The sequence below is a fragment of the Macrococcus brunensis genome (assembly GCF_004359615.1).
Classification (GTDB): Bacteria; Bacillota; Bacilli; order Staphylococcales; family Staphylococcaceae; genus Macrococcus; species Macrococcus brunensis.
Genome location: NZ_SCWA01000007.1, coordinates 40,525 through 63,539, shown reverse-complemented (window position 1 = coordinate 63,539; position 23,015 = coordinate 40,525). Strand labels below are relative to the sequence as shown.

The following is a 23,015-nucleotide window of genomic DNA, read 5'->3' as shown; positions in this document are numbered from 1 at the left end:
ACCTTATATCCCTAAAATTCATCTGACATGGGATGAATTTAAACAGCAGCAGGACAACCAGTTTCTCTTTTATGATGTCTACCAGCAGCTGATGATCACAGTTGACGGAACATTCATCGGGACAGTCGGCTGCTACTGGATTGACAAAAATACCGACTGGCTGGAAACAGGTATCGTCATCTATGACCCAACCTACTGGAACGGCGGTTACGGGACAGAAGCCTATAAACTCTGGATAGATTATCTCTTTGACCATACCGCGCTACATCGGTTAGGGATGTCAACCTGGTCAGGAAACTACCGCATGATGAAAGTCGCAAAACATATCGGCATGCAGGGAGAAGCGAGAATCCGTCAGGCCAGGCAGGTAGATGGACAGTACTGTGATGCTATCAAGATGGGGATACTGCGAAGTGAGTGGAACGACAGATTCAGTTAAGGAGGATAACGATGATTCTATGTCTATCAAGTCTTATGCTGTTTCTTATTGCCAGAATGATGGAACATAGCCCGGAAAAAGAAATCAATCATTGGATGGGTTATAGAAGCAGACAGTCAATGGCTTCACAGAAGAACTGGGATATCGCACAGATTTACTCGATGAAAATAATGAAAAATTTATTTTATCGATCATTTCTGATATCAATTATATTAATCGGAATAGATATTTTCTTAATCAATCGCTCAGAAAATCAGTTTCTTATAAGCATCACCGTGCAAACAGCTGTGTTAATGTACTTACTTTATTTGGTATTTAAGAAAACAGAAGATAGATTGAAAGAAAAGAGGGATTCTTGAGGGTAGGAGCTCAATTAAAAGAGCTAGCAAGATTTCTCAATGACAATTTATAATTTTACAGGATGATTATTGAGGAATTTCTGGTTTAAAGTTCTTATGATGAAGATATTTGTTCTTAATCTCCTGTTCATCATTGTCCATTCTACCGGTTATATCATATTCAATATATTTTCATTATGCTTATTCTATTTTATAATAATAATAAATAAATATTGAGCAGCATCTAATATTATTTATACAATATTTTACATGTGAAATTATTATTTATTGATAGTAATAGAACCTGTCGTTATGCTATGATATGGAAAACGAGGAGGTTTTAAAGTGACTAAAATTGCATTTATTACGGACTCTGCATCCGGCTTTGGCATAGATGAACATCCAGATGTTTTTGTAGTACCGATGGGTGTTATCGTTAATGAAAAACAATATATTGATTATATTGATATCCAGACAGAAGAATTCTATGATTTACTGAAGGATTATGGTAATGGTGCTAAGACATTTCAGCCATCTCCTCAGTCATTCCATGATACGTATCAGAAAGCAGTGGATCAAGGCTACACTCATATTATTGCTATACATGCGACGAAGGAGCTGACAGGAACTTATCAGAGTTCTGAGATGACAAGTCGTGAGTTCAATATTGAATCTACTGTTATCAACTCAAATGTCGGTGATTATCCACTGCGCCGTATGGTAGAAGAAGGCGTAAAAGCCAGTGAAGCGGGTGAGTCTTACGAAGCGATTGTCAGTAAGATCAGAGAACTGGCTGACGATCCTTATCTGATTCTTTATCCGAAAGATCTGAATCAGCTGAAGAATAGTGGACGTGTCAGTCGTTCTCAAGGTATTATCGCCGGTCTTCTCAATATCCAGTTAATCATCGAATTTGAAGGCGGCAAACTTTATCCGATTGAAAAAATCCGTTCAAAGAAAAAAGCACTGAAATTCATCCATGAACATATCGCTGAAGAAATTGCTCAGGACAATCCTTCCAGAATCGGTGTATCTTATGCGGGTGAGGAAGAAGAAGCTGATCTGATGGTTGCATGGCTGAATGAACAGTATCCTGATAAAACGATAGATAAGTATCCTCTTGTTCATGTCGCAGGTGTTCATACAGGTTATGGTACGATTGCAGTTGGCTGGGTACGTGCATAAATTAGTTTGATTACACTTCAGAAATGGAGTGTTTTTTTGTGCTGTCTCTACCGATTATGCTATGATGCCGGTAAGGAGGTAGGATGATGAATAAAGAAGAAGTCAAACAACAGGTGTTATCGGCATTTGAGTTTCGGCGTGCAATCAAGTCTTATGATGCTGATAAGAAAATTGAGCAGGCTGATCTTGATTATATTCTGGAAGCGGGTCGTCTGAGTCCAAGTTCTGTCGGACTTGAGCCGTGGCGTTTTATCGTGCTGGAAAATGATAAGATCAAGGAAGCGCTGTATGATATCAGTTGGGGTGCGAAGAAGCAGCTTGAAACGTCGAGTCATTTTATTCTCATTGCTGCGCGCAGAAATGCACGTTATGATTCGCCGATATTCGAGGACTTGATTAAAGGGCGTGGTATGACGCCTGAACAGACAGAGACAGTATTAAAGCTTTACAGAGATTTTCAGGTCGATCATCTTGAGATTGCAGATTCTGAGAAAGGACTGTTTGACTGGACAAGCAAACAGACTTATATTGCACTCGGCAATATGATGACAGCGGCTGCGATGATTGGTATCGATTCATGTCCGATTGAAGGTTTTCATTACGGTCAAGTCAATGATATCTTGCATGAAGCAGGCGTTATTCGAGACGATGAAGGTATTTCTGTTATGCTGTCACTTGGTTATCGTGATCATGATCCGAAACGTCCGCAGAGTCGTAAAGCTGAAGAAGAAGTCATTACTTACTTCAGATAGAAAAAGCCAGGTGAATGATTCATTCACCTGGCTTGCATATATTTTAAAACGCTGCTGTCCAGCCGCCGTCTACCGGCATGACGATTCCATTTACAAAACTTGCTTCATCTGATGCGAGGAATAGAGCAGCCGCCGCCACTTCATCCGATTCTCCCATACGTGGTGTCAACGCGTGTGCCATTCCAGCACGACTGATACCGAATTCGTTGATATTCGTCAGTGAATTAGAAATGTTCGTCTGAATCGCACCAGGTGCGATACCATTAATACGAATGTTCTTCTGTGCGTACATAAAGGCACTGTTCTTTGTGAGCCCGACAACTGCATGCTTTGAAGCACCGTACGCAGCTCCGGCATGTGCCCCGTTTAAGCCGCCTGTCGAGATGGTGTTGACGATAACACCCGGCATATCTTTCTCAAGCCAGTAGTTGATGGCTTTACGCATACCATAGAGAACGCTGTTTGTATTGACACTGAATATTTTTTCCCACGATTCATCCGTGACGTCTGCTACAGGTTCAAATTTATCCATGATACCCGCATTGTTCACAAGGATATCCAACTTGCCGAATTCACTGATGACCTGGTCAATCATTTGTTCCACTTGTTCTTTTGAAGAAACATCGACTTTAAAAGCAGTAGCCTCTCCGCCTCTTTCCTGTATGGTCTGAACGACTTGTTCTGCACCTTCGATATTAAAGTCAGCAACAAGCACCTTTGCGCCTTCTTTTGCATAAAGTTCAGCGATAGCTTTACCCATACCGGAAGCAGCCCCTGTAACAACAGCCACTTTATTCTCTAATTTCATCTTAAAGCCCCCCCTTTATTGATTTAATCCACTATGATTGTATCAAATTAAGGGAAGTTTATATAATAAATACGTTTATCAGTCCAGCCATTTTCCTTCCTGGATGAACTGCATGCAGGCATTCTCCGCAATCTTGATAGAACATCTGTTGACTGACGTTCAATCCGGTGATAATGCAGATACTTCGGTGCACAGGGCCCCTTTTATTGCTTCGCTGCCTTAACCGCAGTTCGCCTGTTTATTTTAGGAATATCGGATAGATAAGGGATGCATCTGATCAATTGAACGGAGTGAAAAAGGGTATAGAGAGGTATCAGAATAAAAGGAGTGCTTAACATGAATCATGTCAAACACAGTGATAAGATGTTTTACATCGGGGATTTAAAAACAAAACCTGATGCCATGATGACTTATGTACCAAACGGAGACGACAAGATTGTCATTGACCATACAGAAGTATCAGACGAATTACAAGGGCAGGGCATCGGCCGGAAGCTGGTTGAAGCGGCGGTCAAATATGCGCGTGACAACAATAAGAAGATTGTGCCTGTCTGTTCGTACGCTAAGAAAGTATTAGAAGAAAATAAAGGTTACCAGGATGTACGGGTAACTGAATAATAGTTGACCCCTCCTGAAAAGGAGGTTTTTTTATGGATATTTTTTACATAATGAATTTTTTATGAGAAAATGAAGAAAAATGATGAGGGGATATGAGATGCTGCTGAATTATATTTGGATAACGTTAGGCTTTCTGGTCCTGGGTATCGGCATGATGATCTATGATAAACGAAAGATGAATACACGCATTAAAGGGTTATGGGATAAGAAAGCTGTGTTCAAAGTCCAGAAAGGTGAATATATCCGGTATGATGGTTATTACAATAATATCCGAAACAAGGATGAGGGAATTGACGACATCACCTGGAACGACTTGAATATGGAGACGGTCTTCAGACAGATTAATTATAACTTCACAACAGTTGGAGAGGAGTATTTATATGCGGCCTTAAGAAATGTCGGTATGCTCCCGAAAGTGAACAGAGAACTGATAGAGCGCATTCGGACGGACCGTACGTTCAGAGAAGACATCTCAGTGGCGCTCGCTGATCTCGGTAAGAACGCGAACAGTGACCCGTCGCAGTTTATTTTTAAAGACATTAGAAGGAATCATTATAATAAGATTTATATTCTGATGAGTTTAATGCCCTTTATCAGTCTATTCCTGTTCTCAGCTTCTGTGACTGCTGGAATGACGGCATTGGTCATTTCTATTGGATTCAATATGATACAGAATTTTACGTTTACCTCAAAGAACGAAGCACAGTATAGCGAATTATTTTATGCTGTTCAATTAATCAGAAGTGCAGATCACCTATCCAAAGTCAGTCCGTTCTTTAGAATCAAGCAGGGAAGATTGAGAAATGTGGAATTCCTCAGTTATTTTATATTGAATGATAAGCAGAATGACCAGAATTTTTTCTTGCAGCTTCTAAATGCACTGAAGTCGGTGTTCAATCTTGACTATCATCTCTACCATTATGCAGTCAGTGTGATGCACCGTAATCATGATACATACGAAGCTTGCTTCCATACGATCGGATTACATGACCTGAGCTATGCAACAGCACTCTGGCGTGAGACCCTTGCCTATTATACAGAGCCACAAGCGGGAGAAACATTGAGGATAGAAGAAGGCTATCATCCGCTGCTCAAGGAATTTGTGGCGAATGACCTGACAGTTGATAAAAATATCATTCTGACAGGTTCAAACGCATCAGGGAAGTCGACTTTCATGAAGACGTTGGCATTGAATATCGTCCTTGCGAAAGGACTTCATACAGCAACGGCTGAAAGGTTTTCCATGTCACCTGGAGAACTCTATACGTCCATGAATCTGGAAGACAGTATTATGGAAGGTGACAGTTACTTTATCAGCGAGATCAAATCGCTGAAACGAATCCTTCAGCATATTGACCGTCCTGTCTATATTTTTATCGACGAGATTTTACGTGGTACGAATACGAAAGAACGGGTAGCGTCCGCAGAAGCGATTCTCTGCCATCTCAATGATAATGATAACGTCACACTGATTACAGCGACGCATGATATCGAACTGACATCCATGCTTAAAGACGAGTTTGATTTCTATTATTTTTCTGAAACCTTAACTGAAAATAATGATGTCACCTTTGACTATAAGCTCAAAAAAGGCATCACGAAGACATCCAATGCGATTGAACTGATGCGCATCTACGACTATCCGGATGAGGTCTATAGCAAAGCGCAGGAGAGCGTTAGACAACTGAAAGAATGGCATAAATAAAGAGGACCGGATTATTTCGGTCCTCTGTCGATGAGTAAGACGAGCGGCTGACGTTTGTCATCCGCTATTTGTTTACGTTCAATCCAATCGCTTTATTCCATATATTTCAGAAGAGGCGTCAGAGTATTGCTTGCCAGACTGAGTGTCTGGTCGATTTCGTGTAGTGTTTGATCATCCTTTTCCCAAAAGGTGACAGTATCCTTGTAGCCGGATAAGTCAGATGGTGACGTTAAATTAGCTGCAGTACTCGAAGTGACACTGTATAACATGACGCAGGAAGAAACGGAGAAATATGGAGAACATGCTCATAACTACTTCCCTTATTTTAAAGCGCTGAAAAATACGATTGATATCGAGATAGATGTCAATACTTATTAACCATAGTAGACCAGACGAAAGTCAGGTCTCTTTTTTTATTGACTTAACTGTTAATAATGTATATATTGTATATATACATTATAACAAAGGAGATTCCTATGAATATCCAATTAAATCAGAAAAGTGATAAGCCGATTTATGAACAGTTGAAGTCAGAAATCATCAGATTGATTATGTCCCGGGAATTACGGGAAGGCGAAGCACTGTTATCCATGCGTGCGCTTGCTAAGGATTTAGGTATCAGTGTTATCACAACGAAGCGAGCATATAAGGATCTTGAAGACCTCGGCTATATTAATTCGGTGCCAGGTAAAGGGACATTTGTAGCAGAAGGAAACCAGACGATGATCAGAGAGCAGTCGTTGAAGCAGCTGGAAACTCAGCTGAGACGAACGATTGAACTATCAAGAGAACTGAATATCGACCGTACGGAATATAATGATATTGTCGATATCCTTTGGGAGGAATCATAATGAACGCCATTGAAATTCGAGATTTAAGAGTCAGACAAGGACGCTTTGAACTGGTGATTGATGAACTGGACGTTCCGATGGGTTACATTACAGGATTAATCGGTGAGAACGGTGCCGGTAAGACGAGTTTGATTTATCAGCTGCTGAATTTACGGACACCGCGACAAGGGGATATTCAAATTCTGGGGAAAGACTATATAAGTGAACGCGAACAGATTCTATCTGATATTGGCATTGTCTTCAGCGAGAACCATTTCCCGGAAGGGATGAGCCCGAAAAAGTTGGAAGCTATATTGAAGATGAACTACAGCGAGTGGAATCATGAGACATTTGTCAGTTATCTGGAGCGATTCGAAGTTCCGTACACGCAGAAAATCAAGCACTTTTCACAGGGGATGAAAGTGAAACTTAATCTTGCGACCGCCTTAAGCTATAACGCCAGATTACTCATACTCGATGAACCGACTTCTAACCTTGATCCGACCTTCAGACTTGAGTTGCTGCATATTTTTCAGGAGCTGATGCTAAATGAAGATAGAACAATTTTATTTAGTACACATATCACATCCGACCTTGAGAACATCGCAGATTATATTGTCTTTATGGAGAACGGCAGCGTCACCGCGATGGATGAAAAAGAACGACTGGTCAGTCAATATCAGCTTATCAGAGGGCGGGACATTCTGCTGGACGATGAACTAGATCAACTGCTTATAGGCTGTGAAATACATGAGGGCGGATTCACTGGTATGACAGAGCACGGGCAAGTCTTTAAGGAGTTATTCGGGGATAAAGTAAGCATGCGAAATGTCACAATAGATGAATTTATGTATTACAAGAAAAAAGAGAGAGTAGGAGGGAGAGCGCATGTATAAGCAACTGATGACGGGTTTAGTGTTAATCAAAGAAAAATACATTTATCTTTTACTAATAGTAATGTCTTTATTATTAGCTGCTTTAAGTTTCATGAATCAACAGGTACCGATAGAAAGAAATCAGGATACGATTATATCGATGTCATTTGCCGAAACAGCTGCACTGGTTACATTTTTCCTGTTACTGACCCTCTTCTTTACTAAACAGCATAATATAACGAGATATAAAGTGAGTGAATGGTATTATATTCAGCCATCTAGTCTAAAAAGTTTAATTCTGGGGGACTTGCTTTTCATTATAATAACTCACTTGTTAAGTTATATTTACTGGATTGTATTTAATTTAGTGAATCAAACACCAGAAAAGACGAACATGTTATTGATGGTAATAGCAGTGAGTTTAATGCTTCATTCAATATACCTGTTTATGATATATAAAGGGCATAACCACTTTAATACAATATATTCAATTATTTATACCGTGATACTTTTAATTACTCTCGGCTTTCACGCCTTTATTATGAGAAACGATCTTGAAATGAGTCTGAACTTAAGTCGAATGGCGGGCTGGAATTTTTATCTCTACCAATTGCCATATCTCACTTTAGCAGCTAGCATCGTCTTGTTAATAGGCGCATACTTTCTGGCACGTCATCAATTTAATAAACGGCATCACTTGGCATAAGCTATCTTCTATGAGATGGCTTTTCTTTTTAATGGAAGAACTATACCATGGTAATAAATTATGGGAGGTGGTTGATATGAAAGATAAGAGTTTTTTCTGGATGTTTATTATGTATATTATTCTCTTTTTTGCATACGACACATTTGATAGATCGACAGTTAACTGGACACTCTTTGCTGTAATCTCAGTATTCGTTCTTTATCATTTAATAAAGATAATGTCTGAGATGAAAAAGAAGTTGGAGGAATCTTCAACACAAGGTAAGTACTTATTTAGTCGTAAAAAAGATATTTACTTATATCATTTAAGAAATACACTCATGTTATTAGGTTTATACATTATACCGATAGGTGGTCTTTTACTTGAAATGCCATGGAAGTGGCTAGTCATCGATTTCGGAATTATTTTAATAGGACTGGCTTATGCGATTGAGTATCACTCAAAAGGTCGAAGCGATATATTGAAATGGGAAGAGTGAAAGCTGGTCATTATTCGTTTGACGAAGGAGAGTTATGGATAGTCAGCAGGATATTAAGTTGGTTGTCATATTCATGTTAGTACTGACAGCAGTCAGCTTGGATATTGATTGGTTAAAATGGATGATAATAATGGTTATTTTTATTTATCATTTAGTTGTATTAATAAAACAGGTGAAAGAGGAGCCTGAAGCTATTTCCTCTTCAAGGAGACTTTCTGATTAGCAGAGAGACAGATATATATTTGCTGACTTATAATAAACTAGCGAGTGTCGCGACCATACTTACGGGAGTGGCTAGAGTGATGGAATTCAGTCAATCATTTCTGATGGTAGGCATCCTTATTATCTTGATTTTATTTGTGAGCAGTTTTGTGATTGAAACACTAATACGAAAGCGAAGCGATGTCTGGGAATGGGATGAAATGAATAGGAAGTAGGGGTGTTATGAGAACAGATTATAACAACTGGCAGCCTTATTCAGTCGAACAATTACACAAGATTTTTAAAGAAGCTGATTTTCCTTGGGGGATAGCAGGTGGATGGGCGATTGATTTATATATTGGAAGGCAGACGCGCCAACATGATGATATAGATATCATGGTTTTAAACTGTGATTTTCAAAAAATATTTGCTTATTTACGTAGATTCACTATTTATACAGCTAAAGATGGTGAGCTTTCAATCTGGGATGGTCAGAGATTAGATGATAGTTATAGTTTATGGGTAAGTGAAAGGGATAATTCTCCCTTCAGGTTTCAGATTATGCTGATAGAAGTTAATGAAGACAAGTGGTTATATAAAAGAAATAATGAAATCCAATGTAATTTGAATAGTTTATTTATTAAATCAGTTGAAGAGATACCAATCATATCACCTGAAATACAGATGTTATATAAATTGGACTCTAATTGTGTTCGGCCTAAAGACCTTGAAGATTTTAAAGCTATAAAAGATCATCTGAATGTGAGACAAAAAAACTGGTTGATGAATTATTTAAGTTTTAACTACAGTCACCGAGGAGATTGATAATGGCACAACTTCTTATCTTAAGAGGAAATTCAGGAAGCGGTAAAACGTCTACGGCTCAGTTACTGCAGAAGCGGTTAGGTGAAGGCACAATACTTATCTCTCAGGATATGGTCAGAAGACAGATGCTGAGAGTGAATGATAAGGTCGGTTCTGTTTCTACCGATTTGCTGGAGACATTGGTGGATTTCGGAATGCAGAATTGCAGGTACGTTATTCTTGAAGGCATTTTGACTAAACGTAAACATGGTAAAATGCTGAAAGAAATAGCGGATCGCTATAGTCCGGATGTCCTGGTCTATTATTTTGATATTTCATTTGAAGAGACTTTAAAACGTCATCAATATAAAGATGTAGATTTTGGAGAAGATGAAATGGAGAAATGGTATCTTGAAAAAGATTTTTTAGAAGTTGAAGGTGAACGAATTATTACGGATGAAATGACCCAGGAAGACGTAGTAAAAGAAATGATGAATTCAATAAATATCATAAAATAGTAAGGTTAGACTCAGATTGAAAAGACAGAAATCTTTTATTGTGATTAGTCTTATTAATTTAAAACGCCGAACGACTTTCTCGTTAAGCGTGACAGCCCACTCTCACGCCGAACGACTTTACGGTTCAGCGCGACAGGTCTCTCACGCGCAGAACCATCTCACCAATATGCGCGACAATATCAAGGTAGCTCATTTTTCGGAATGGGCTATTTTACATTTTCATGTTTTAATCATTGTTATTTATTTTTTAATATGACATACTAATAATAAAATAGTATAACATATTATAATATGAGGTGAAATTGATGAGCAAGTTTATTTATGCATTTGAAGAAGGTCAGCAATCGATGAAGGATTTACTAGGTGGTAAGGGTGCGAATTTATCAGAGATGATGAGACTCGGTCTTCCTGTTCCTAATGGCTTCACGATCACAACTGAAGCATGTATCGAATACCTTGAAAAGGGTGGTCTTTCTGATGAGGTGAAGTCCGAACTGCAGGAACAGTTAGAAGCGCTTTATGCAAAGACAGCTAAAAAATTCTCTGATGATTCATTGCTTCTTGTCTCTGTTCGTAGTGGTGCTAAAATTTCCATGCCAGGTATGATGGACACCATTCTTAATCTAGGATTGAATGATAAAAATGTAGAAAAACTTGCAAACAATACAAATGATGCACGCTTTGCTTATGACTGCTACCGCCGACTTTTACAGATGTTCGGGCAGGTCGTTTATGAGATTCCGATGCATGCATTTGAGTCTTATTTCAATGACTTCAAGAAACAGAAAGGCTACACAACTGATGCTGATATACCTGCTGAAGATCTGAAGGCAATCTGTGAACGTTTCAAAGATATCTATACAGAAGAAGTCTACAAACCGTTCCCGCAGGAGCCGCTTGATCAGTTGAATGAAGCAATTGAGGCGGTATTCAAATCATGGAATAATGACCGTGCGCGTATCTACCGTGAACTCAATGAGATTCCACACGATATCGGAACTGCGGTTAACGTCCAGGAGATGGTCTTCGGTAACAGCGGCGAAAAATCAGGGACAGGTGTGGCCTTCACGCGTAACCCGTCTACTGGTGAGAATAAATTATATGGTGAGTACTTACTGAATGCACAAGGCGAAGACGTCGTAGCGGGTATTCGTACACCAAAAGAAATCGAGACATTAAATACACAGATGCCGGCTGTTTATCAGGCATTTGTTGATGTCACACATAAGCTGGAAGAGCATTATCATGATATGCAGGATATCGAATTCACGATTGAAGACGAGAAACTCTTTATTCTTCAGACGCGTAACGGTAAACGTACCGCTAAAGCAGCGATGAAGATTGCGGTTGATATGGTTGAAGAAGGTGTTCTTTCTAAAGAGGAAGCAATTTTAAAAGTCGAATCTAAATCAATCGATCAGCTGCTGCATCCAGCATTTGATGCTAAGGCACTGGAAGAAGCAGAAGTGATTTCTCATATCGGTCTGCCGGCAAGCCCGGGTGCTGCAACAGGTAAGGTGGTCTTCTCAGCAGCTGACGCTAAAGCACAGGCCGAAGCAGGCGAGAAAGTGATTTTAGTTCGTCCGGAAACATCTCCTGAAGATATCGAGGGGATGATTGCCAGTGAAGCAATCGTGACAACGCACGGCGGTATGACGTCACACGCAGCTGTAGTGGCACGTGGTATGGGCAAATGCTGTGTAACAGGTTGTTCAGATCTTGATATCGATACAAAGAATAAAACAGTTAAATTCCCGGCAGGAGAACTGGCTGAAGGTGATATCATTTCTGTGGATGGTTCGACGGGTCATATCTATCATAGTGAAGTGCAGACGACGCATGCTGAACATAGCACTGAGTTCGAACAGTTTATGACATGGACAGATGAAATCGCTCGTCTTAAAGTCCGGATGAATGCTGAGACAGAACAGGATATCGCAGCAGGCTATGACTTCGGCGCAGTAGGTATTGGCTTGGTACGTACAGAGCATATGTTCTTCGGTGAGGAGCGTCTGATTCAGATGCGTCGTTTTATCATCGCCTCTAATCACGATGAGCGCGTAGCAGCACTTGATGAACTGAAGAAATACCAGGCAGAAGACTTCGAGAAAATTTTCCGTCTGTCAGGAGAAAGACCGGCTATTGTTCGTCTGTTAGATCCACCTTTACACGAGTTCGTCCCTAGAGAACGTGAAGAAGTAGAAACGGTAGCAGCTCAGCTTCATTTATCTGTTGAAAAGCTAGAGCGTCGTATTTTAGAACTGCAGGAAGTCAACCCGATGCTCGGTCACCGTGGCTGTCGTTTAGCGATTACTTATCCGGAGCTCTACGAAATGCAAGTAGAAGCGATGATGATAAGTGTTCAGAAATTAAAAGAAGAAGGCATCAACTGTCAGCCTGAAATTATGATTCCGCTTGTTTCAACCATTAAAGAGTTTACAAACTTAAAAGAAGTCATTAAGAATAAAATCAATGAACTGAATATTACTGTGGACTACAAAATCGGTACCATGATTGAAACACCACGTGCCTGTCTCATTGCAGGAGAGCTCGCAGAAGAATGTGACTTCTTCAGCTTTGGAACAAATGACTTAACACAGCTGACTTATGGTTTCTCACGTGACGACGCTGGTAAATTTATCAACGCCTATATGAATGATGATATTTTAGCGATTGACCCATTCCAGACTTTAGATGTTGACGGCATCGGTCGTTTGATTAAAATTGCAGTGGAACAGGCTAAATCAGTTAAACCTGAAATCAAGATTGGGGTCTGCGGAGAGCTTGGGGGAGACCCGAAATCAATCAACTACTTCAATACGCTTGCAATTGACTATGTTTCTTGTTCACCTTACCGTGTGCCAGGTGCTCGTCTTGCTGCTGCTCAGAGCAAATAGGAGGGAATCGTTTGGACGATTTAAAAATATATGTAATTTCTGATTCGATCGGTGAGACTGCGCAGCGCATGATTCAAGCGACGCTGACACAGTTCCCGACGATCGAGACGATTGAAATCAAGAAATTTTCTTTTATCCATGATAAAGACAGCTTCGTCAACATCCTCAATCTCGCTAAAAAGAATCATGCGATCATTGTCACGACGATTGTCGATGAAGAATTCAATGCATTTGCGCGTGAATTCTGTGGGCGTGAAGGCGTCTCATATATCGACTACATGACGAGCCTGATTCATGTCATTCAGGAACATACCGGACTTGATCCATTAATGGAGCGCGGTGCTTTCCGTAAATTAGATGAGAAGTATTTTAAGCGTATAGAAGCGATGGAATACTCAGTGAAGTATGACGATGGCAAGAACTTCACCAATCTGCAGGAAGCAGATGCTGTCATTGTCGGGGTGTCCCGTACCTCCAAGACACCGCTCAGCATGTATCTGGCGAATAAAGGCTACAAGATTGCGAACATTCCGCTCGTACCGGAATCACCTATCCCGGAAGAGGTATACCGTCAGAAAGGGCTGCGTGTCTTTGGACTGACCGCAAGCCCGGACTATATCGCTAACATCCGAACAGAACGTGTCAAAGTGCTCGGTTTGCGTCAGGAATCAAACTACAATAATTTAAAACGAATTAAGCAGGAGCTGAGCTATGCAGAGGAAGTCTTCCAGCGACTCAATGCAACTGTTATTAATACAGAGTACAAATCAATCGAAGAATCAGCTTTCTATATTGAGAAGTACCTTGGAAAATAGATAAACACACTTGACTTGTCAAGTGTGTTTTCTGTTTTATAACAATGTTCATAAATGTGTTAAATATTAATAAAATTTAAGTACTTTAACGCGTTTATTTATTATATAATGTAATTGCTTTCAAGGAAGAAAATATATAAAAGGAGAGGAAACAACAATGGCAGCACAAACAGAGTTAAAAAAAGATATCGGCCTATTCCCGGCGCTCGCGCTCGTTATGGGTACTGTTATCGGATCAGGTGTATTCTTTAAAGTAGCCGCAATCACCGATGCAACACATTCAGTAGGCTTAACGTTCTTAGTTTGGATTCTCGGTGGTATCATGACAATCTGTGGTGGTTTAACAGCAGCAGAACTTGCAGCAGCAATCCCGCAGACAGGTGGTATGACAAAGTATCTTGAATACACATTCGGCGACTTCTGGGGCTTCTTATCAGGTTGGGCACTTGCATTTATTTACTTCCCAGCAAACGTAGCAGCACAAGCAATCATTTTCTCAACACAGTTAATCAACTTATTCCATTTAGACAAAGGTTTATTGATTCCAATCGCATTTATCGCAGCATTATCTGTATTACTTATTAACTTCATGGGATCAAAAGCAGGCGGTATGTTACAGTCTGTCACTCTTGTCATTAAGTTGATTCCACTTGCACTGATCATTATCTTCGGTTTATTACAAACAGATAAAGTAGACTTCTCATTATTCCCACCAATGGAAGGCGGCAACGGCAGCTTATTCTCAATCATTGGTACTGGCTTACTGGCAACAATGTTCGCATATGACGGCTGGATGCACGTAGGTAACATCGCAGGGGAAATGAAAAATCCTAAGAAAGACCTGCCACTTGCTATCTCAATCGGTATCGGTCTTGTAATGGCAATCTACTTATTAGTCAACGCAGCATTCATGTTCTCATTACCAATCTCAGCATTAGCTGGTAACGAAAACGCAGCAGCAGAAACAGCGATGAAATTATTCGGTGACCAAGGTGGTAAATTAATCACAATCGGTATCATGATTTCAATCTACGGTTCAATGAATGGTTACACAATGACTGGTATGCGTGTACCTTACGCAATGGCTGAAAACGGTATGTTACCGTTCAGCAATCAGTTCCTTAAATTAACTAAATCAGGTGCACCATGGTTCAGTGGTCTCGTATTATTCATCATCGCAATGGCAATGGTATTAATGGGTGCTTTCGAAACAATTACTAACATGTTAATCTTTGTTATCTGGTTCTTCTACTGCATGACATTCGTAGCAGTAATGGTACTTAGAAAGAAACAACCAAACATGGAACGTCCATACAGAGTACCGCTTTACCCAATCATTCCACTTATCGCATTAATCTCAGGTCTGTTCGTTCTTGCAAATACTTTATTCACACAACCTGTACTTGCATTAATCGGTATCGGTATTACATTAATCGGGGTACCAATCTACTTCTACAAACGTAATCAGAACCGCGCACATCGCATCTAAAAACTAAGCAAAGCGATTAATCTTCGGATTAATCGCTTTTTTTGCGCCATATTTGATTGAAGTTAATAAAACCATACTGGTTAAGTGATACGCCGTGTAATGAACGAGCAAAAGTAATGCTATCTTCAACGATATAGAGGGGATAAAGAATCGCATGCTGATCAAGTTTACGGTCTATAAGACGATTCAGGCGATCCCAGCTATTATACGGAATCATCTGATAAAAAGATTTTACAAGATAAAACCAGCTGTATTGTGACATCAGCCGGTGAATACTGGATGACGAACCAAAAATAAAATGGTGATAGGCAAGTGTTTCAGGTATATCCAAATACTCACCGAAGAAATAATAGTCACCACATAATTGAATAGTTCCGCCAATTGAATCATCAAAGGTATGATTAATAAGCTCATATGCTATTTGGTGGCGACTGAAAATGGTGTCGAAAGCCTGTCGACCAGCGTCATTAATTTCAATACAATCAATTCGGATGGGTTCATCAAAAGCGGGTCTAAGTATCTCTTTTTGTTTCAAATAGTTGGAGTTGCCTAATATCTTAGGAGCTTGCCGGTCCACTGTTAGATGATACTCATTTTTTAAGATTGATTTGATGTATTGTTTTTGATCAGAAGTCAGTGTGCTGTCAGGATGCTGACACATATAATAAAAGCCGATATTTTTTGTCAGTGTGGTCATTGGCTCATCTGAGTCACCAATGACAGGTTTCCTGACTTCTGGTATATAGACAAGCTCTATTTCATCTATGAATGCAGCGTGTCCATAGTAATCATTAAATCGTTTAAGAATAGTTGTATACTGATTATCACGTTTAATAAAATAAGGACCTGTCCCGATATGTCTGCCCTCTGTCTCTTTGTAGATGGCGAGAGATAAATGGCTCAGTAAGGCGACAATCTGCGGACACTTATTAAGATGAATCCTTAACGCTAATTCATCTATCAGTTCAATACGAGTGATCTGCTCAAGTAAATCTGCTGTATGCTGATGTGAACGGGCGTGCTCCAGACTGCGTTTAACGTCTACAGAAGACAGGTAAGAGCCGTCGTGAAACTTAACGTGGGGTCTTAAATAAATATCGATAGCCTGTTCATGACACTCATAGTGATGGGCTAGATGATATTCGACTGTCTGGTCTTCTTTCACTTTAAATAGTGTATCGAAAACACTCATCAGAACACTGGCATTCTTTGCTTCAAGCACTTCAAAAGGTCGTGTGGAAAGCAGGCTGTGTCTCTTAGTGATAGTCAGTTTGTCTTCATTCTGCGGCGTTTTAGTAAAACCTAGTAACTTATTTGATTTTGTTAGTAACTTCTGATGGGTAAGTGTACTCCATGACCATGATAAATAAGGAAGTGCATCTTCCAGGTATCCTTTATTGAGTAATAACTTAATTTGGCGGTAATAGCTGGCTTCAATATCTACATGCCAGGTAATGACTGTATATCGGCTTCTGCCTTTACCGCTCACATAATCTAGAATGCCTTCTGACTGCCAGCGTGCCAGGTTACGGGAAAGTTGTTTTTGGCTCAAGCCGATATGAGCTGCTAGTTGACTCTGGGGGATACGCTGATTTTTATACTGATAGAGGGCAAGCAGATGTTTTTCCATATTTCCTCCAATAAGTAGACATATTAAATAATATGTCTATTTTTATTTGTTAGTGTCTGTAATAAGCTTATAACACAAAGGAGGTGGCGGCAATGCGTATCAGCGAGTTACCTGTCAATGTTCATGTCAGACTCTGGGGTTCTTTTATCAGCCGTATAGCAGCAAGTGCTGTGTTTCCATTTATAGCTTTATATTTAACTGAAACAATCAGCAAAACCTTTGCTGGTTTATTCTTGTCATTTACTGTTTTAATATCATTTATCTTGAATATCATTGCAGGCTATATATGTGATAGACTGCCCCGCAAGAAGCTGCTGGTTTCACTTTCATATTTAGATAGTGTTTTCTTGTGTTTGATGGCAGTAGGTGTCATTTTAGATGAAATCGTGCTGTTTATCGCTAGCTTTCTAGGTAGTCTGACAGCGACAACATTGAAGAGACCTGCAATGCGAGCACTTGTTCAGGATTCAGCGACACCTGAAAACAGAAAGCTCATCTACCAGCTGGATTACTGGCTGATTAATTTATCTATGGCGCTAGGCGCGGCAATAGGTGGCTTACTTTATCACAATCATAAGGGACTGCTCTTCACTGCTTTAGGTATAACTACATTTCTCGTAGCTATCGTTTATCACATCTTTATAAAAGAAACGCGGGAATTTATCCGTGAAAAAGTCCATCAAAATATTTTCAGAGATTTACTGCACTCCTATACAGAAGTTTCTAAGAATAAGCCGTTTGTTATATTAGTACTTGGTAGTATCTTTATTATGTGTGCAGAGTTTTCGACCAGCAGTTATATTGCCGTCCGCTTAGCAGAGACATTCCAGCCAGTGACGTTGTTCCATTTCCAAGTGACAGGTGTCCGCATGTTTTCGCTGATTAATATTATCAATACGCTGACCGTTGTGTCGTGTACGTTTTTAGTGTCTAAAATCGTAGCTAAAAATTCATTGAAAAACATAATGATATTCGGTCTTACAATATACGGTATCGGTTATACGGTGCTGGTAGCTGCAAATGTATGGTGGCTCATCGTAGCTGCCATTCTACTGGCAACAATAGGAGAGTTGATTTATGCGCCTATCAAAAATGCAGAAGAACTTGATTTGATTCCGCCTGATAAAAGAGGAGCTTACGGCGCGTTCAGCAATCTTGGCTTTAATGGAGCGGACTTACTTAGTAAGGCAGGTATTATTTTAGGGGCTTATTTACACCCTCTGGCGATGAGTGCTGTGATGGCGATTATTGTATCATTAGGCGCATTTTTTATGCTATACAGTCTGTTTGACCATAAAAATATTGCTTAGAGACAGTTTGAATGGACGTAGACTATATGGATCAGTGTGATGAAGATTAGAAGTTTTAACATCAGCCGAACGGGAAAATTCATATAATAATCTCATACAAAGGGGTGAAGCAGGTGTTTGAGTTTCGCAAGCTGGAAAAAGAGGATGAAGCGGCATTTTTTGATTATTATAATGAGTGGCCGGTGCCCGATGAGATTGTACCTTCTTCAACGAACTTCAGTCGTTATGATCATTTTGAACAGTTGCTGGAAGGCCTGGATCACAGGGAATCGGGGGATGACTGGGTCAGGAATACCACTTATTTTTATTTTGATAATGGGCGTATAGTAGGTGCAGGGAATATCCGGCATCATCTGAACGACGCGTTACTTGAAACAGGCGGGCACATCGGTTACGGTGTAAGACCAAGCGCCAGAAACAAAGGTTATGCGTCCGCCATTCTTCAGCACTCACTACAGTATCTGGAGACGTTAGGTGTTGAAAAAGCACTACTGACTTGTGATGATAATAATCCTGCATCAGCTAATGTCATTATTAAAAATGGCGGTATAGAAGACGAATCTTTTATACAGGATGATGGGATGAAAGTGCGGCGTTTCTGGATTCATATATAAATAAACCTCGACAGAATCGAGTTCTGTCGAGGTTTATTTATATTTCTATTTTTGTGCACGTCTTCTTGTAAAGAATAACAGTGATGCGCCTGCTAATAAGATGACACCTGCTACTAATGGCAGATAGCTTTGTTTTTCTCCTGTATCTGGTAAATCCTGATCTTTATTTTCACTTTTCACTTTATCGTCGGCCTGAGGTTGATTCACCTGACTTTGATTCATTTGATTATGATTTACTTTTTCTTCAGTTGCTGGTTGAGTTACTGCTTGCTGACCTTGTGAACCAGGTTGTTGAGACGTCTGGATTTTTGACTTTGTATCAGCTAAATAAGCTCTGAACTCATCTAACTGGTCATTCATTAAAGCTGATACTTTATCGTTAAAGTCACTTTGAGACAGGTTGCCGAAATCCTTCTGATAAGCTAGATCCTCAAGTTGACGCATTCTTTCAGGTGATAACCAGCTCGCATCAAAATCACCTGCTGGTAATTTGTTGAGGTCGACTTTACCGCCCATACTAGCCAGCCACTGATCAAAGTCCCCTAATTGCTGAGTCATGATATCAGCAACTTGAGTTAAATATTGCTGCTCAGTCAGCTGGCCATTCTTATATTGCTGAAGGGCATCATTCGCTTGTGATTGATAAGTATCATTTAACCAGTTTGTATTAACATAACCATAGTCAGGTAACTGATGATTCTGCAGCTGACTGAGTGTCTGTTTCATTTCATTATATTCGGCATTCATCAGTTCAGATACTTTAGCATTGTATTCAGTATGAGTGATATTACCGACCGTTTTATCGCGATATAATTCTCTGATTTCATTTTGTCGGTCACGTGTCAGCCAGTCAGCATTGAACTCAGTATAAGGCGATTGATTTAAATCAATTTTACCGCCTGTTGCAGCTAAATTCTTTTCGTATTCTTCGATTTGAGCGTTCAGCATATTTGTCACTTGTGATTGGAAATCAGACTGACTGATTTTTCCTTGTTGCATCTGACCAAGTAAATAATATGCCTTCTGTTGGTAAACAGGATTTAACCAATGAATATCAAAGTAAGTACCCATCTCTTTACTGATATCAGCGATAGGAACATACTGTTCATTCATGCCAGGAACTTCATTGCCAGCTTGTGATTGATTATTTTCTTCAGTTGAAGGCATCTTTTCAGTTTTGACCGTTGCTTTATTTGTTACGGCTTTTTCAGTCGTTACGGCTTCAGTTGTCATTTTTTCAGATGTAGGATTTTCAGTCGTAGCTGCTTCAGATGTCGCTGCTTCTGTTGTTGGAACTTCGGTAGTAGGATTCTCGGTTGATGTCACTTCAGTTGAAATAGTTTCTGTTGTCGGTTGTTCGGTTGCAGTTTGTGTTTCTGCTGATTGAATCGTCTGCGTTTCAATTGTTGCAGCAAAACTTTGTGAGAACCCCGTTGTTAATAACACAGTCGTCCCTAAAATTGTTTTAAATAAAATTTTTTGTGACATATTCATTACCTTCCTGTATTTGGTTTTATTATCTTCATTGTAATGTATTTGACATGTTATGTCATCAAAATGTAATAAAAATAATTGTAAATTTTGTAAAGTTGTCATTACCTGTTGACCTTGACGTAACGTCAGGCAATATGATGGTTTCAAGGAGGTGACAAAATGTATACCATTAGTGAACTGGCCGCATTATCAGGGATAAGTACAAGAACACTTAGGTATTATGATGAAATTGATTTGCTGAAACCCGTCCATGTGACAGAAGCAGGCTATAGAGAATACGGGACAGATGAAGTTGACTTGCTGCAACGGATTTTATTTTACCGCGAACTGGATTTTAGTCTGAATGATATCAAAAATATATTAATACATGAGGACACGGCAGTTATTCAGGCACTGGAACAACAGTATGAGAAACTGCTTGAGAAATGGAACCGGATGAACCGGCTCATCCATAATATTGAACAGACGATACAGCATCATAAAGGGGAGATAGACATGACAGACCAAGACAAATTTGAAGGATTCAAAAAGAAACAGCTGGAAGAAAATGAACAACGTTATGGTAAAGAAATCAGAGAAAAATATGGAGAAGAAACTGTAGAAAAAGCGAATCAGAACTGGCAGCACTTATCAGAACAAGACTATCTTAAGGCACAGGCTGCTGAAGACAGACTGATTGAAAATTTAAATATTCTGTTGAAGCAGTCGCGGCCTGATCTATCAAGTTCAGAATCAGAAATAGTTTTTAAATCGCATCAGGAATGGCTGGAAATCATGGCGCCATTCTACAGTAAAGAATATCATCGCAATTTAGGTGAGATGTATCTAGCAGATGAACGTTTTGGAGAATATTATAATCACAAGACGGAACAACCATCAGTCGCACTCTTAAAAGCGATCATCGATAAATGGACAGATTAAAAAATCTGTCCGTTTTTTTATGTCTGCTATTAAACTATGATTGCCGTAGGGAGGGATGACATTGTTTTACAGAAGAAAATATTATATTGTTAAGGACCATTTCGTAGAAACTTTTAATCTGCATTTTAATCAGACCAATCTTCCTAATCAAATCAAGAACGGTGCAAGACTCATTGGAAGATGGATGAATAATAAGGGTGACGGGACACATGAAATCTTTGCAATTTGGGAATATGATAGTATCGAAACATATAAAGAAATAGAAACAGCAGTCAGAAGTGACCAGTCACACCGCCTGAAAATTGAGGCTTGGTATGATGCACAAGGGGGACGACGAAAAGTATTTAATGACTATATACTTGATGTCAGAAATGAAGAGCTGATTTCTACATTGGAGGATGATACGTTTGGAGATATTAATAAGAAGACTTAACAGTCAAGATGTCCAGGAGTTACAGACTATCAGCATCGAGACATTTAAAGAAACGTTCGAAGCGGATAATTCAGAAGAGCATATGGTGGATTATTTAAGAACGGCTTATGATCTGGATAAACTGACCGCTGAACTGAATAACAGAGATTCTTATTTTTACTTCGCTGAGACGAAGGACGGGACTGCCGGCTATCTTAAATTGAATAAGCTGGATGCTCAATCTGAAGATATGGGATCAGATGCACTTGAAGTGGAGCGGATTTATGTGCGCTCAGCCTTTCATCGTCAGGGCATAGGCAAAGTATTGATGAAGAAAGCGTACGACGTTGCTGTAGAGAAAGAGAAATCTAAAGTCTGGCTGGGCGTCTGGGAACATAATCACAAAGCTCGTGCTTTTTATGAAGCACAAGGTTTCGTTAAGACAGGTGAGCATGTCTTTATGATGGGTGATGATGCGCAGACAGACTATATTTATGAGAAGACACTATGATGACGTCACGTGAACTCTATGAACTGATGTTTCAGGAGATGGGACCGCAGGGCTGGTGGCCGGCAGATGACGAGATTGAGATGATGATCGGCGCTATATTAGTTCAGAATACCAGCTGGACTAATGTAGAAAAATCCTTAATAAGACTAAAAAATGCGACACAGTTCAATCCAGAACAGCTTGCAGCACTTACGCCTGAAGAACTGCAGGAACTCATCAGACCCAGTGGCTACTTTAAGAATAAGTCTAAAGCGTTGATAGGATTATTTGAATGGCTGAAACAGTTTAATTATGATTATGACAGCATAAATGAACACTTTGGCGCTTCTTTACGCAGTGAACTGCTGAAACTTCATGGCGTCGGACCTGAAACAGCCGATGTTTTGCTCGTCTATTTATTTGGCCGTGTTGAGTTTATCCCGGATAGTTACACGAGAAGACTTTACAAGCAACTAGGTTATGCGAACACAGATAGCTATAATGCATTTAAGAAGGAAGTCAGAATTGATGATTTTACAAATAACGAGGCGAAAGAATTTCACGGTCTTTTGGATGAATTCGGTAAGAAATACTTATCTACAAAAGTGACCGACCATGATCATTTCTTAAAATCGTTTTTTAAATTATCTGAAAAATAGAATTTACATTTAATATAGAGTTATAGT

At 39.6% G+C, this 23,015-nt stretch carries 25 protein-coding genes and 1 pseudogene; 23 read left to right on the top strand and 3 right to left on the bottom strand.

Annotated elements, in window-relative coordinates; translation table 11 throughout:
• Positions 1 to 7 precede the first annotated feature (7 nt).
• The 4 genes from ERX27_RS05195 to ERX27_RS05180 all read left to right on the top strand — a co-directional run bounded on the left by ERX27_RS05195 (position 8) and on the right by ERX27_RS05180 (position 2,714).
• Complete coding sequence (locus ERX27_RS05195; protein ID WP_341777585.1) at positions 8 to 439, top strand: GNAT family N-acetyltransferase; 432 nt, start codon at positions 8 to 10, stop codon at positions 437 to 439.
• A gap of 11 nt (positions 440 to 450) precedes the next feature.
• Positions 451 to 798, top strand: a complete 348-nt coding sequence (locus ERX27_RS05190) for an SdpI family protein (RefSeq protein ID WP_133431776.1) — start codon at positions 451 to 453, stop codon at positions 796 to 798.
• A gap of 324 nt (positions 799 to 1,122) precedes the next feature.
• Entirely contained in the window at positions 1,123 to 1,962 is an 840-nt protein-coding gene (locus ERX27_RS05185) for a DegV family protein (RefSeq protein WP_133431775.1), read from the top strand.
• Between the two features lie 83 nt (positions 1,963 to 2,045).
• The gene (locus ERX27_RS05180) at positions 2,046 to 2,714 is read left to right on the top strand and encodes an NAD(P)H-dependent oxidoreductase (RefSeq protein ID WP_208001757.1); all 669 of its coding nucleotides are present in this window, start codon (positions 2,046 to 2,048) and stop codon (positions 2,712 to 2,714) included.
• A gap of 43 nt (positions 2,715 to 2,757) precedes the next feature.
• Here the strand turns inward: ERX27_RS05180 and ERX27_RS05175 are convergent, their stop codons facing one another.
• Positions 2,758 to 3,522 (bottom strand): glucose 1-dehydrogenase, encoded by a 765-nt coding sequence (locus ERX27_RS05175; RefSeq protein ID WP_133431773.1) that lies wholly within the window; start codon positions 3,520 to 3,522, stop codon positions 2,758 to 2,760.
• A gap of 336 nt (positions 3,523 to 3,858) precedes the next feature.
• On the opposite strand from ERX27_RS05175, the gene ERX27_RS05170 reads away from it, so the two are divergent.
• The 13 genes and pseudogenes from ERX27_RS05170 to ERX27_RS05115 all read left to right on the top strand — a co-directional run bounded on the left by ERX27_RS05170 (position 3,859) and on the right by ERX27_RS05115 (position 15,458).
• A complete protein-coding gene (locus tag ERX27_RS05170) occupies positions 3,859 to 4,140 on the top strand; it encodes a GNAT family N-acetyltransferase (RefSeq protein WP_133431772.1) in 282 nt (93 codons plus the stop codon).
• A 97-nt stretch (positions 4,141 to 4,237) separates the two neighbouring features.
• Positions 4,238 to 5,845 carry a MutS-related protein gene (locus tag ERX27_RS05165; RefSeq protein WP_165983096.1) on the top strand — a complete coding sequence of 536 codons (1,608 nt, stop codon included), beginning with the start codon at positions 4,238 to 4,240 and terminating at the stop codon, positions 5,843 to 5,845.
• A 207-nt stretch (positions 5,846 to 6,052) separates the two neighbouring features.
• A pseudogene (locus tag ERX27_RS11495) lies at positions 6,053 to 6,223 on the top strand (osmotically inducible protein C); the annotation flags it as partial.
• Between the two features lie 98 nt (positions 6,224 to 6,321).
• A complete protein-coding gene (locus ERX27_RS05160; protein ID WP_133431770.1) occupies positions 6,322 to 6,696 on the top strand; it encodes a GntR family transcriptional regulator in 375 nt (124 codons plus the stop codon).
• Positions 6,696 to 7,571, top strand: a complete 876-nt coding sequence (locus ERX27_RS05155) for an ABC transporter ATP-binding protein (protein ID WP_133431769.1) — start codon at positions 6,696 to 6,698, stop codon at positions 7,569 to 7,571. The genes ERX27_RS05160 and ERX27_RS05155 overlap by 1 nt, the downstream gene beginning before the upstream one ends.
• A complete protein-coding gene (locus ERX27_RS05150; RefSeq protein ID WP_133431768.1) occupies positions 7,564 to 8,256 on the top strand; it encodes a hypothetical protein in 693 nt (230 codons plus the stop codon). Before ERX27_RS05155 ends, ERX27_RS05150 begins: the two co-directional genes overlap by 8 nt.
• A gap of 76 nt (positions 8,257 to 8,332) precedes the next feature.
• A complete protein-coding gene (locus ERX27_RS05145; protein WP_133431767.1) occupies positions 8,333 to 8,734 on the top strand; it encodes a hypothetical protein in 402 nt (133 codons plus the stop codon).
• Between the two features lie 34 nt (positions 8,735 to 8,768).
• Entirely contained in the window at positions 8,769 to 8,957 is a 189-nt protein-coding gene (locus tag ERX27_RS05140; RefSeq protein ID WP_133431766.1) for a hypothetical protein, read from the top strand.
• 221 nt (positions 8,958 to 9,178) lie between these two features.
• Positions 9,179 to 9,760 (top strand): nucleotidyltransferase domain-containing protein, encoded by a 582-nt coding sequence (locus ERX27_RS05135; RefSeq protein WP_133431765.1) that lies wholly within the window; start codon positions 9,179 to 9,181, stop codon positions 9,758 to 9,760.
• A gap of 2 nt (positions 9,761 to 9,762) precedes the next feature.
• The gene (locus tag ERX27_RS05130) at positions 9,763 to 10,257 is read left to right on the top strand and encodes a kinase (protein WP_133431764.1); all 495 of its coding nucleotides are present in this window, start codon (positions 9,763 to 9,765) and stop codon (positions 10,255 to 10,257) included.
• A 305-nt stretch (positions 10,258 to 10,562) separates the two neighbouring features.
• On the top strand, positions 10,563 to 13,154 hold the full coding sequence (gene ppdK / locus ERX27_RS05125) for a pyruvate, phosphate dikinase (protein WP_133431763.1): 2,592 nt from the start codon (positions 10,563 to 10,565) through the stop codon (positions 13,152 to 13,154).
• A gap of 11 nt (positions 13,155 to 13,165) precedes the next feature.
• The gene (locus ERX27_RS05120; RefSeq protein ID WP_243715866.1) at positions 13,166 to 13,969 is read left to right on the top strand and encodes a pyruvate, water dikinase regulatory protein; all 804 of its coding nucleotides are present in this window, start codon (positions 13,166 to 13,168) and stop codon (positions 13,967 to 13,969) included.
• 157 nt (positions 13,970 to 14,126) lie between these two features.
• Entirely contained in the window at positions 14,127 to 15,458 is a 1,332-nt protein-coding gene (locus ERX27_RS05115; RefSeq protein WP_133431762.1) for an APC family permease, read from the top strand.
• A gap of 28 nt (positions 15,459 to 15,486) precedes the next feature.
• On the opposite strand, the gene ERX27_RS05110 is transcribed toward ERX27_RS05115, so the two are convergent.
• The gene (locus tag ERX27_RS05110) at positions 15,487 to 17,088 is read right to left on the bottom strand and encodes an ABC transporter substrate-binding protein (protein WP_133431761.1); all 1,602 of its coding nucleotides are present in this window, start codon (positions 17,086 to 17,088) and stop codon (positions 15,487 to 15,489) included.
• 92 nt (positions 17,089 to 17,180) lie between these two features.
• Between ERX27_RS05110 and ERX27_RS05105 the strand changes: the two genes are divergently transcribed.
• On the top strand, positions 17,181 to 18,398 hold the full coding sequence (locus ERX27_RS05105) for an MDR family MFS transporter (RefSeq protein ID WP_133431760.1): 1,218 nt from the start codon (positions 17,181 to 17,183) through the stop codon (positions 18,396 to 18,398).
• A 113-nt stretch (positions 18,399 to 18,511) separates the two neighbouring features.
• Complete coding sequence (locus ERX27_RS05100; protein WP_165983095.1) at positions 18,512 to 19,012, top strand: GNAT family N-acetyltransferase; 501 nt, start codon at positions 18,512 to 18,514, stop codon at positions 19,010 to 19,012.
• Between the two features lie 45 nt (positions 19,013 to 19,057).
• Here the strand turns inward: ERX27_RS05100 and ERX27_RS05095 are convergent, their stop codons facing one another.
• Positions 19,058 to 20,500 carry an LPXTG cell wall anchor domain-containing protein gene (locus tag ERX27_RS05095; protein WP_165983094.1) on the bottom strand — a complete coding sequence of 481 codons (1,443 nt, stop codon included), beginning with the start codon at positions 20,498 to 20,500 and terminating at the stop codon, positions 19,058 to 19,060.
• A gap of 165 nt (positions 20,501 to 20,665) precedes the next feature.
• On the opposite strand from ERX27_RS05095, the gene ERX27_RS05090 reads away from it, so the two are divergent.
• The 4 genes from ERX27_RS05090 to ERX27_RS05075 all read left to right on the top strand — a co-directional run bounded on the left by ERX27_RS05090 (position 20,666) and on the right by ERX27_RS05075 (position 22,988).
• Positions 20,666 to 21,427 (top strand): MerR family transcriptional regulator, encoded by a 762-nt coding sequence (locus ERX27_RS05090; RefSeq protein ID WP_133431757.1) that lies wholly within the window; start codon positions 20,666 to 20,668, stop codon positions 21,425 to 21,427.
• A gap of 61 nt (positions 21,428 to 21,488) precedes the next feature.
• Positions 21,489 to 21,860 (top strand): NIPSNAP family protein, encoded by a 372-nt coding sequence (locus tag ERX27_RS05085; RefSeq protein WP_133431756.1) that lies wholly within the window; start codon positions 21,489 to 21,491, stop codon positions 21,858 to 21,860.
• Positions 21,826 to 22,350 (top strand): GNAT family N-acetyltransferase, encoded by a 525-nt coding sequence (locus ERX27_RS05080; RefSeq protein WP_208001756.1) that lies wholly within the window; start codon positions 21,826 to 21,828, stop codon positions 22,348 to 22,350. Before ERX27_RS05085 ends, ERX27_RS05080 begins: the two co-directional genes overlap by 35 nt.
• Positions 22,347 to 22,988 (top strand): endonuclease III domain-containing protein, encoded by a 642-nt coding sequence (locus ERX27_RS05075; RefSeq protein ID WP_133431754.1) that lies wholly within the window; start codon positions 22,347 to 22,349, stop codon positions 22,986 to 22,988. The genes ERX27_RS05080 and ERX27_RS05075 overlap by 4 nt, the downstream gene beginning before the upstream one ends.
• Positions 22,989 to 23,015: the final 27 nt, after the last annotated feature.

Excerpts from the sequence above, each read along its gene's own strand:
- ERX27_RS05190 (WP_133431776.1), top strand. The coding sequence starts at position 451 with ATGATTCTATGTCTATCAAGTCTTATGCTGTTTCTTATTGCCAGAATG.
- ppdK (WP_133431763.1), top strand. The coding sequence starts at position 10,563 with ATGAGCAAGTTTATTTATGCATTTGAAGAAGGTCAGCAATCGATGAAG.
- ERX27_RS05115 (WP_133431762.1), top strand. The coding sequence starts at position 14,127 with ATGGCAGCACAAACAGAGTTAAAAAAAGATATCGGCCTATTCCCGGCG.
- ERX27_RS05135 (WP_133431765.1), top strand. The coding sequence starts at position 9,179 with ATGAGAACAGATTATAACAACTGGCAGCCTTATTCAGTCGAACAATTA.
- ERX27_RS05080 (WP_208001756.1), top strand. The coding sequence starts at position 21,826 with ATGATACGTTTGGAGATATTAATAAGAAGACTTAACAGTCAAGATGTC.
- ERX27_RS05155 (WP_133431769.1), top strand. The coding sequence starts at position 6,696 with ATGAACGCCATTGAAATTCGAGATTTAAGAGTCAGACAAGGACGCTTT.
- ERX27_RS05075 (WP_133431754.1), top strand. The coding sequence starts at position 22,347 with ATGATGACGTCACGTGAACTCTATGAACTGATGTTTCAGGAGATGGGA.
- ERX27_RS05110 (WP_133431761.1), bottom strand. The coding sequence starts at position 17,088 with ATGGAAAAACATCTGCTTGCCCTCTATCAGTATAAAAATCAGCGTATC.
- ERX27_RS05095 (WP_165983094.1), bottom strand. The coding sequence starts at position 20,500 with ATGTCACAAAAAATTTTATTTAAAACAATTTTAGGGACGACTGTGTTA.
- ERX27_RS05165 (WP_165983096.1), top strand. The coding sequence starts at position 4,238 with ATGCTGCTGAATTATATTTGGATAACGTTAGGCTTTCTGGTCCTGGGT.
- ERX27_RS05090 (WP_133431757.1), top strand. The coding sequence starts at position 20,666 with ATGTATACCATTAGTGAACTGGCCGCATTATCAGGGATAAGTACAAGA.
- ERX27_RS05175 (WP_133431773.1), bottom strand. The coding sequence starts at position 3,522 with ATGAAATTAGAGAATAAAGTGGCTGTTGTTACAGGGGCTGCTTCCGGT.
- ERX27_RS05160 (WP_133431770.1), top strand. The coding sequence starts at position 6,322 with ATGAATATCCAATTAAATCAGAAAAGTGATAAGCCGATTTATGAACAG.
- ERX27_RS05145 (WP_133431767.1), top strand. The coding sequence starts at position 8,333 with ATGAAAGATAAGAGTTTTTTCTGGATGTTTATTATGTATATTATTCTC.
- ERX27_RS05130 (WP_133431764.1), top strand. The coding sequence starts at position 9,763 with ATGGCACAACTTCTTATCTTAAGAGGAAATTCAGGAAGCGGTAAAACG.
- ERX27_RS05180 (WP_208001757.1), top strand. The coding sequence starts at position 2,046 with ATGATGAATAAAGAAGAAGTCAAACAACAGGTGTTATCGGCATTTGAG.
- ERX27_RS05140 (WP_133431766.1), top strand. The coding sequence starts at position 8,769 with ATGGATAGTCAGCAGGATATTAAGTTGGTTGTCATATTCATGTTAGTA.
- ERX27_RS05105 (WP_133431760.1), top strand. The coding sequence starts at position 17,181 with ATGCGTATCAGCGAGTTACCTGTCAATGTTCATGTCAGACTCTGGGGT.
- ERX27_RS05150 (WP_133431768.1), top strand. The coding sequence starts at position 7,564 with ATGTATAAGCAACTGATGACGGGTTTAGTGTTAATCAAAGAAAAATAC.
- ERX27_RS05170 (WP_133431772.1), top strand. The coding sequence starts at position 3,859 with ATGAATCATGTCAAACACAGTGATAAGATGTTTTACATCGGGGATTTA.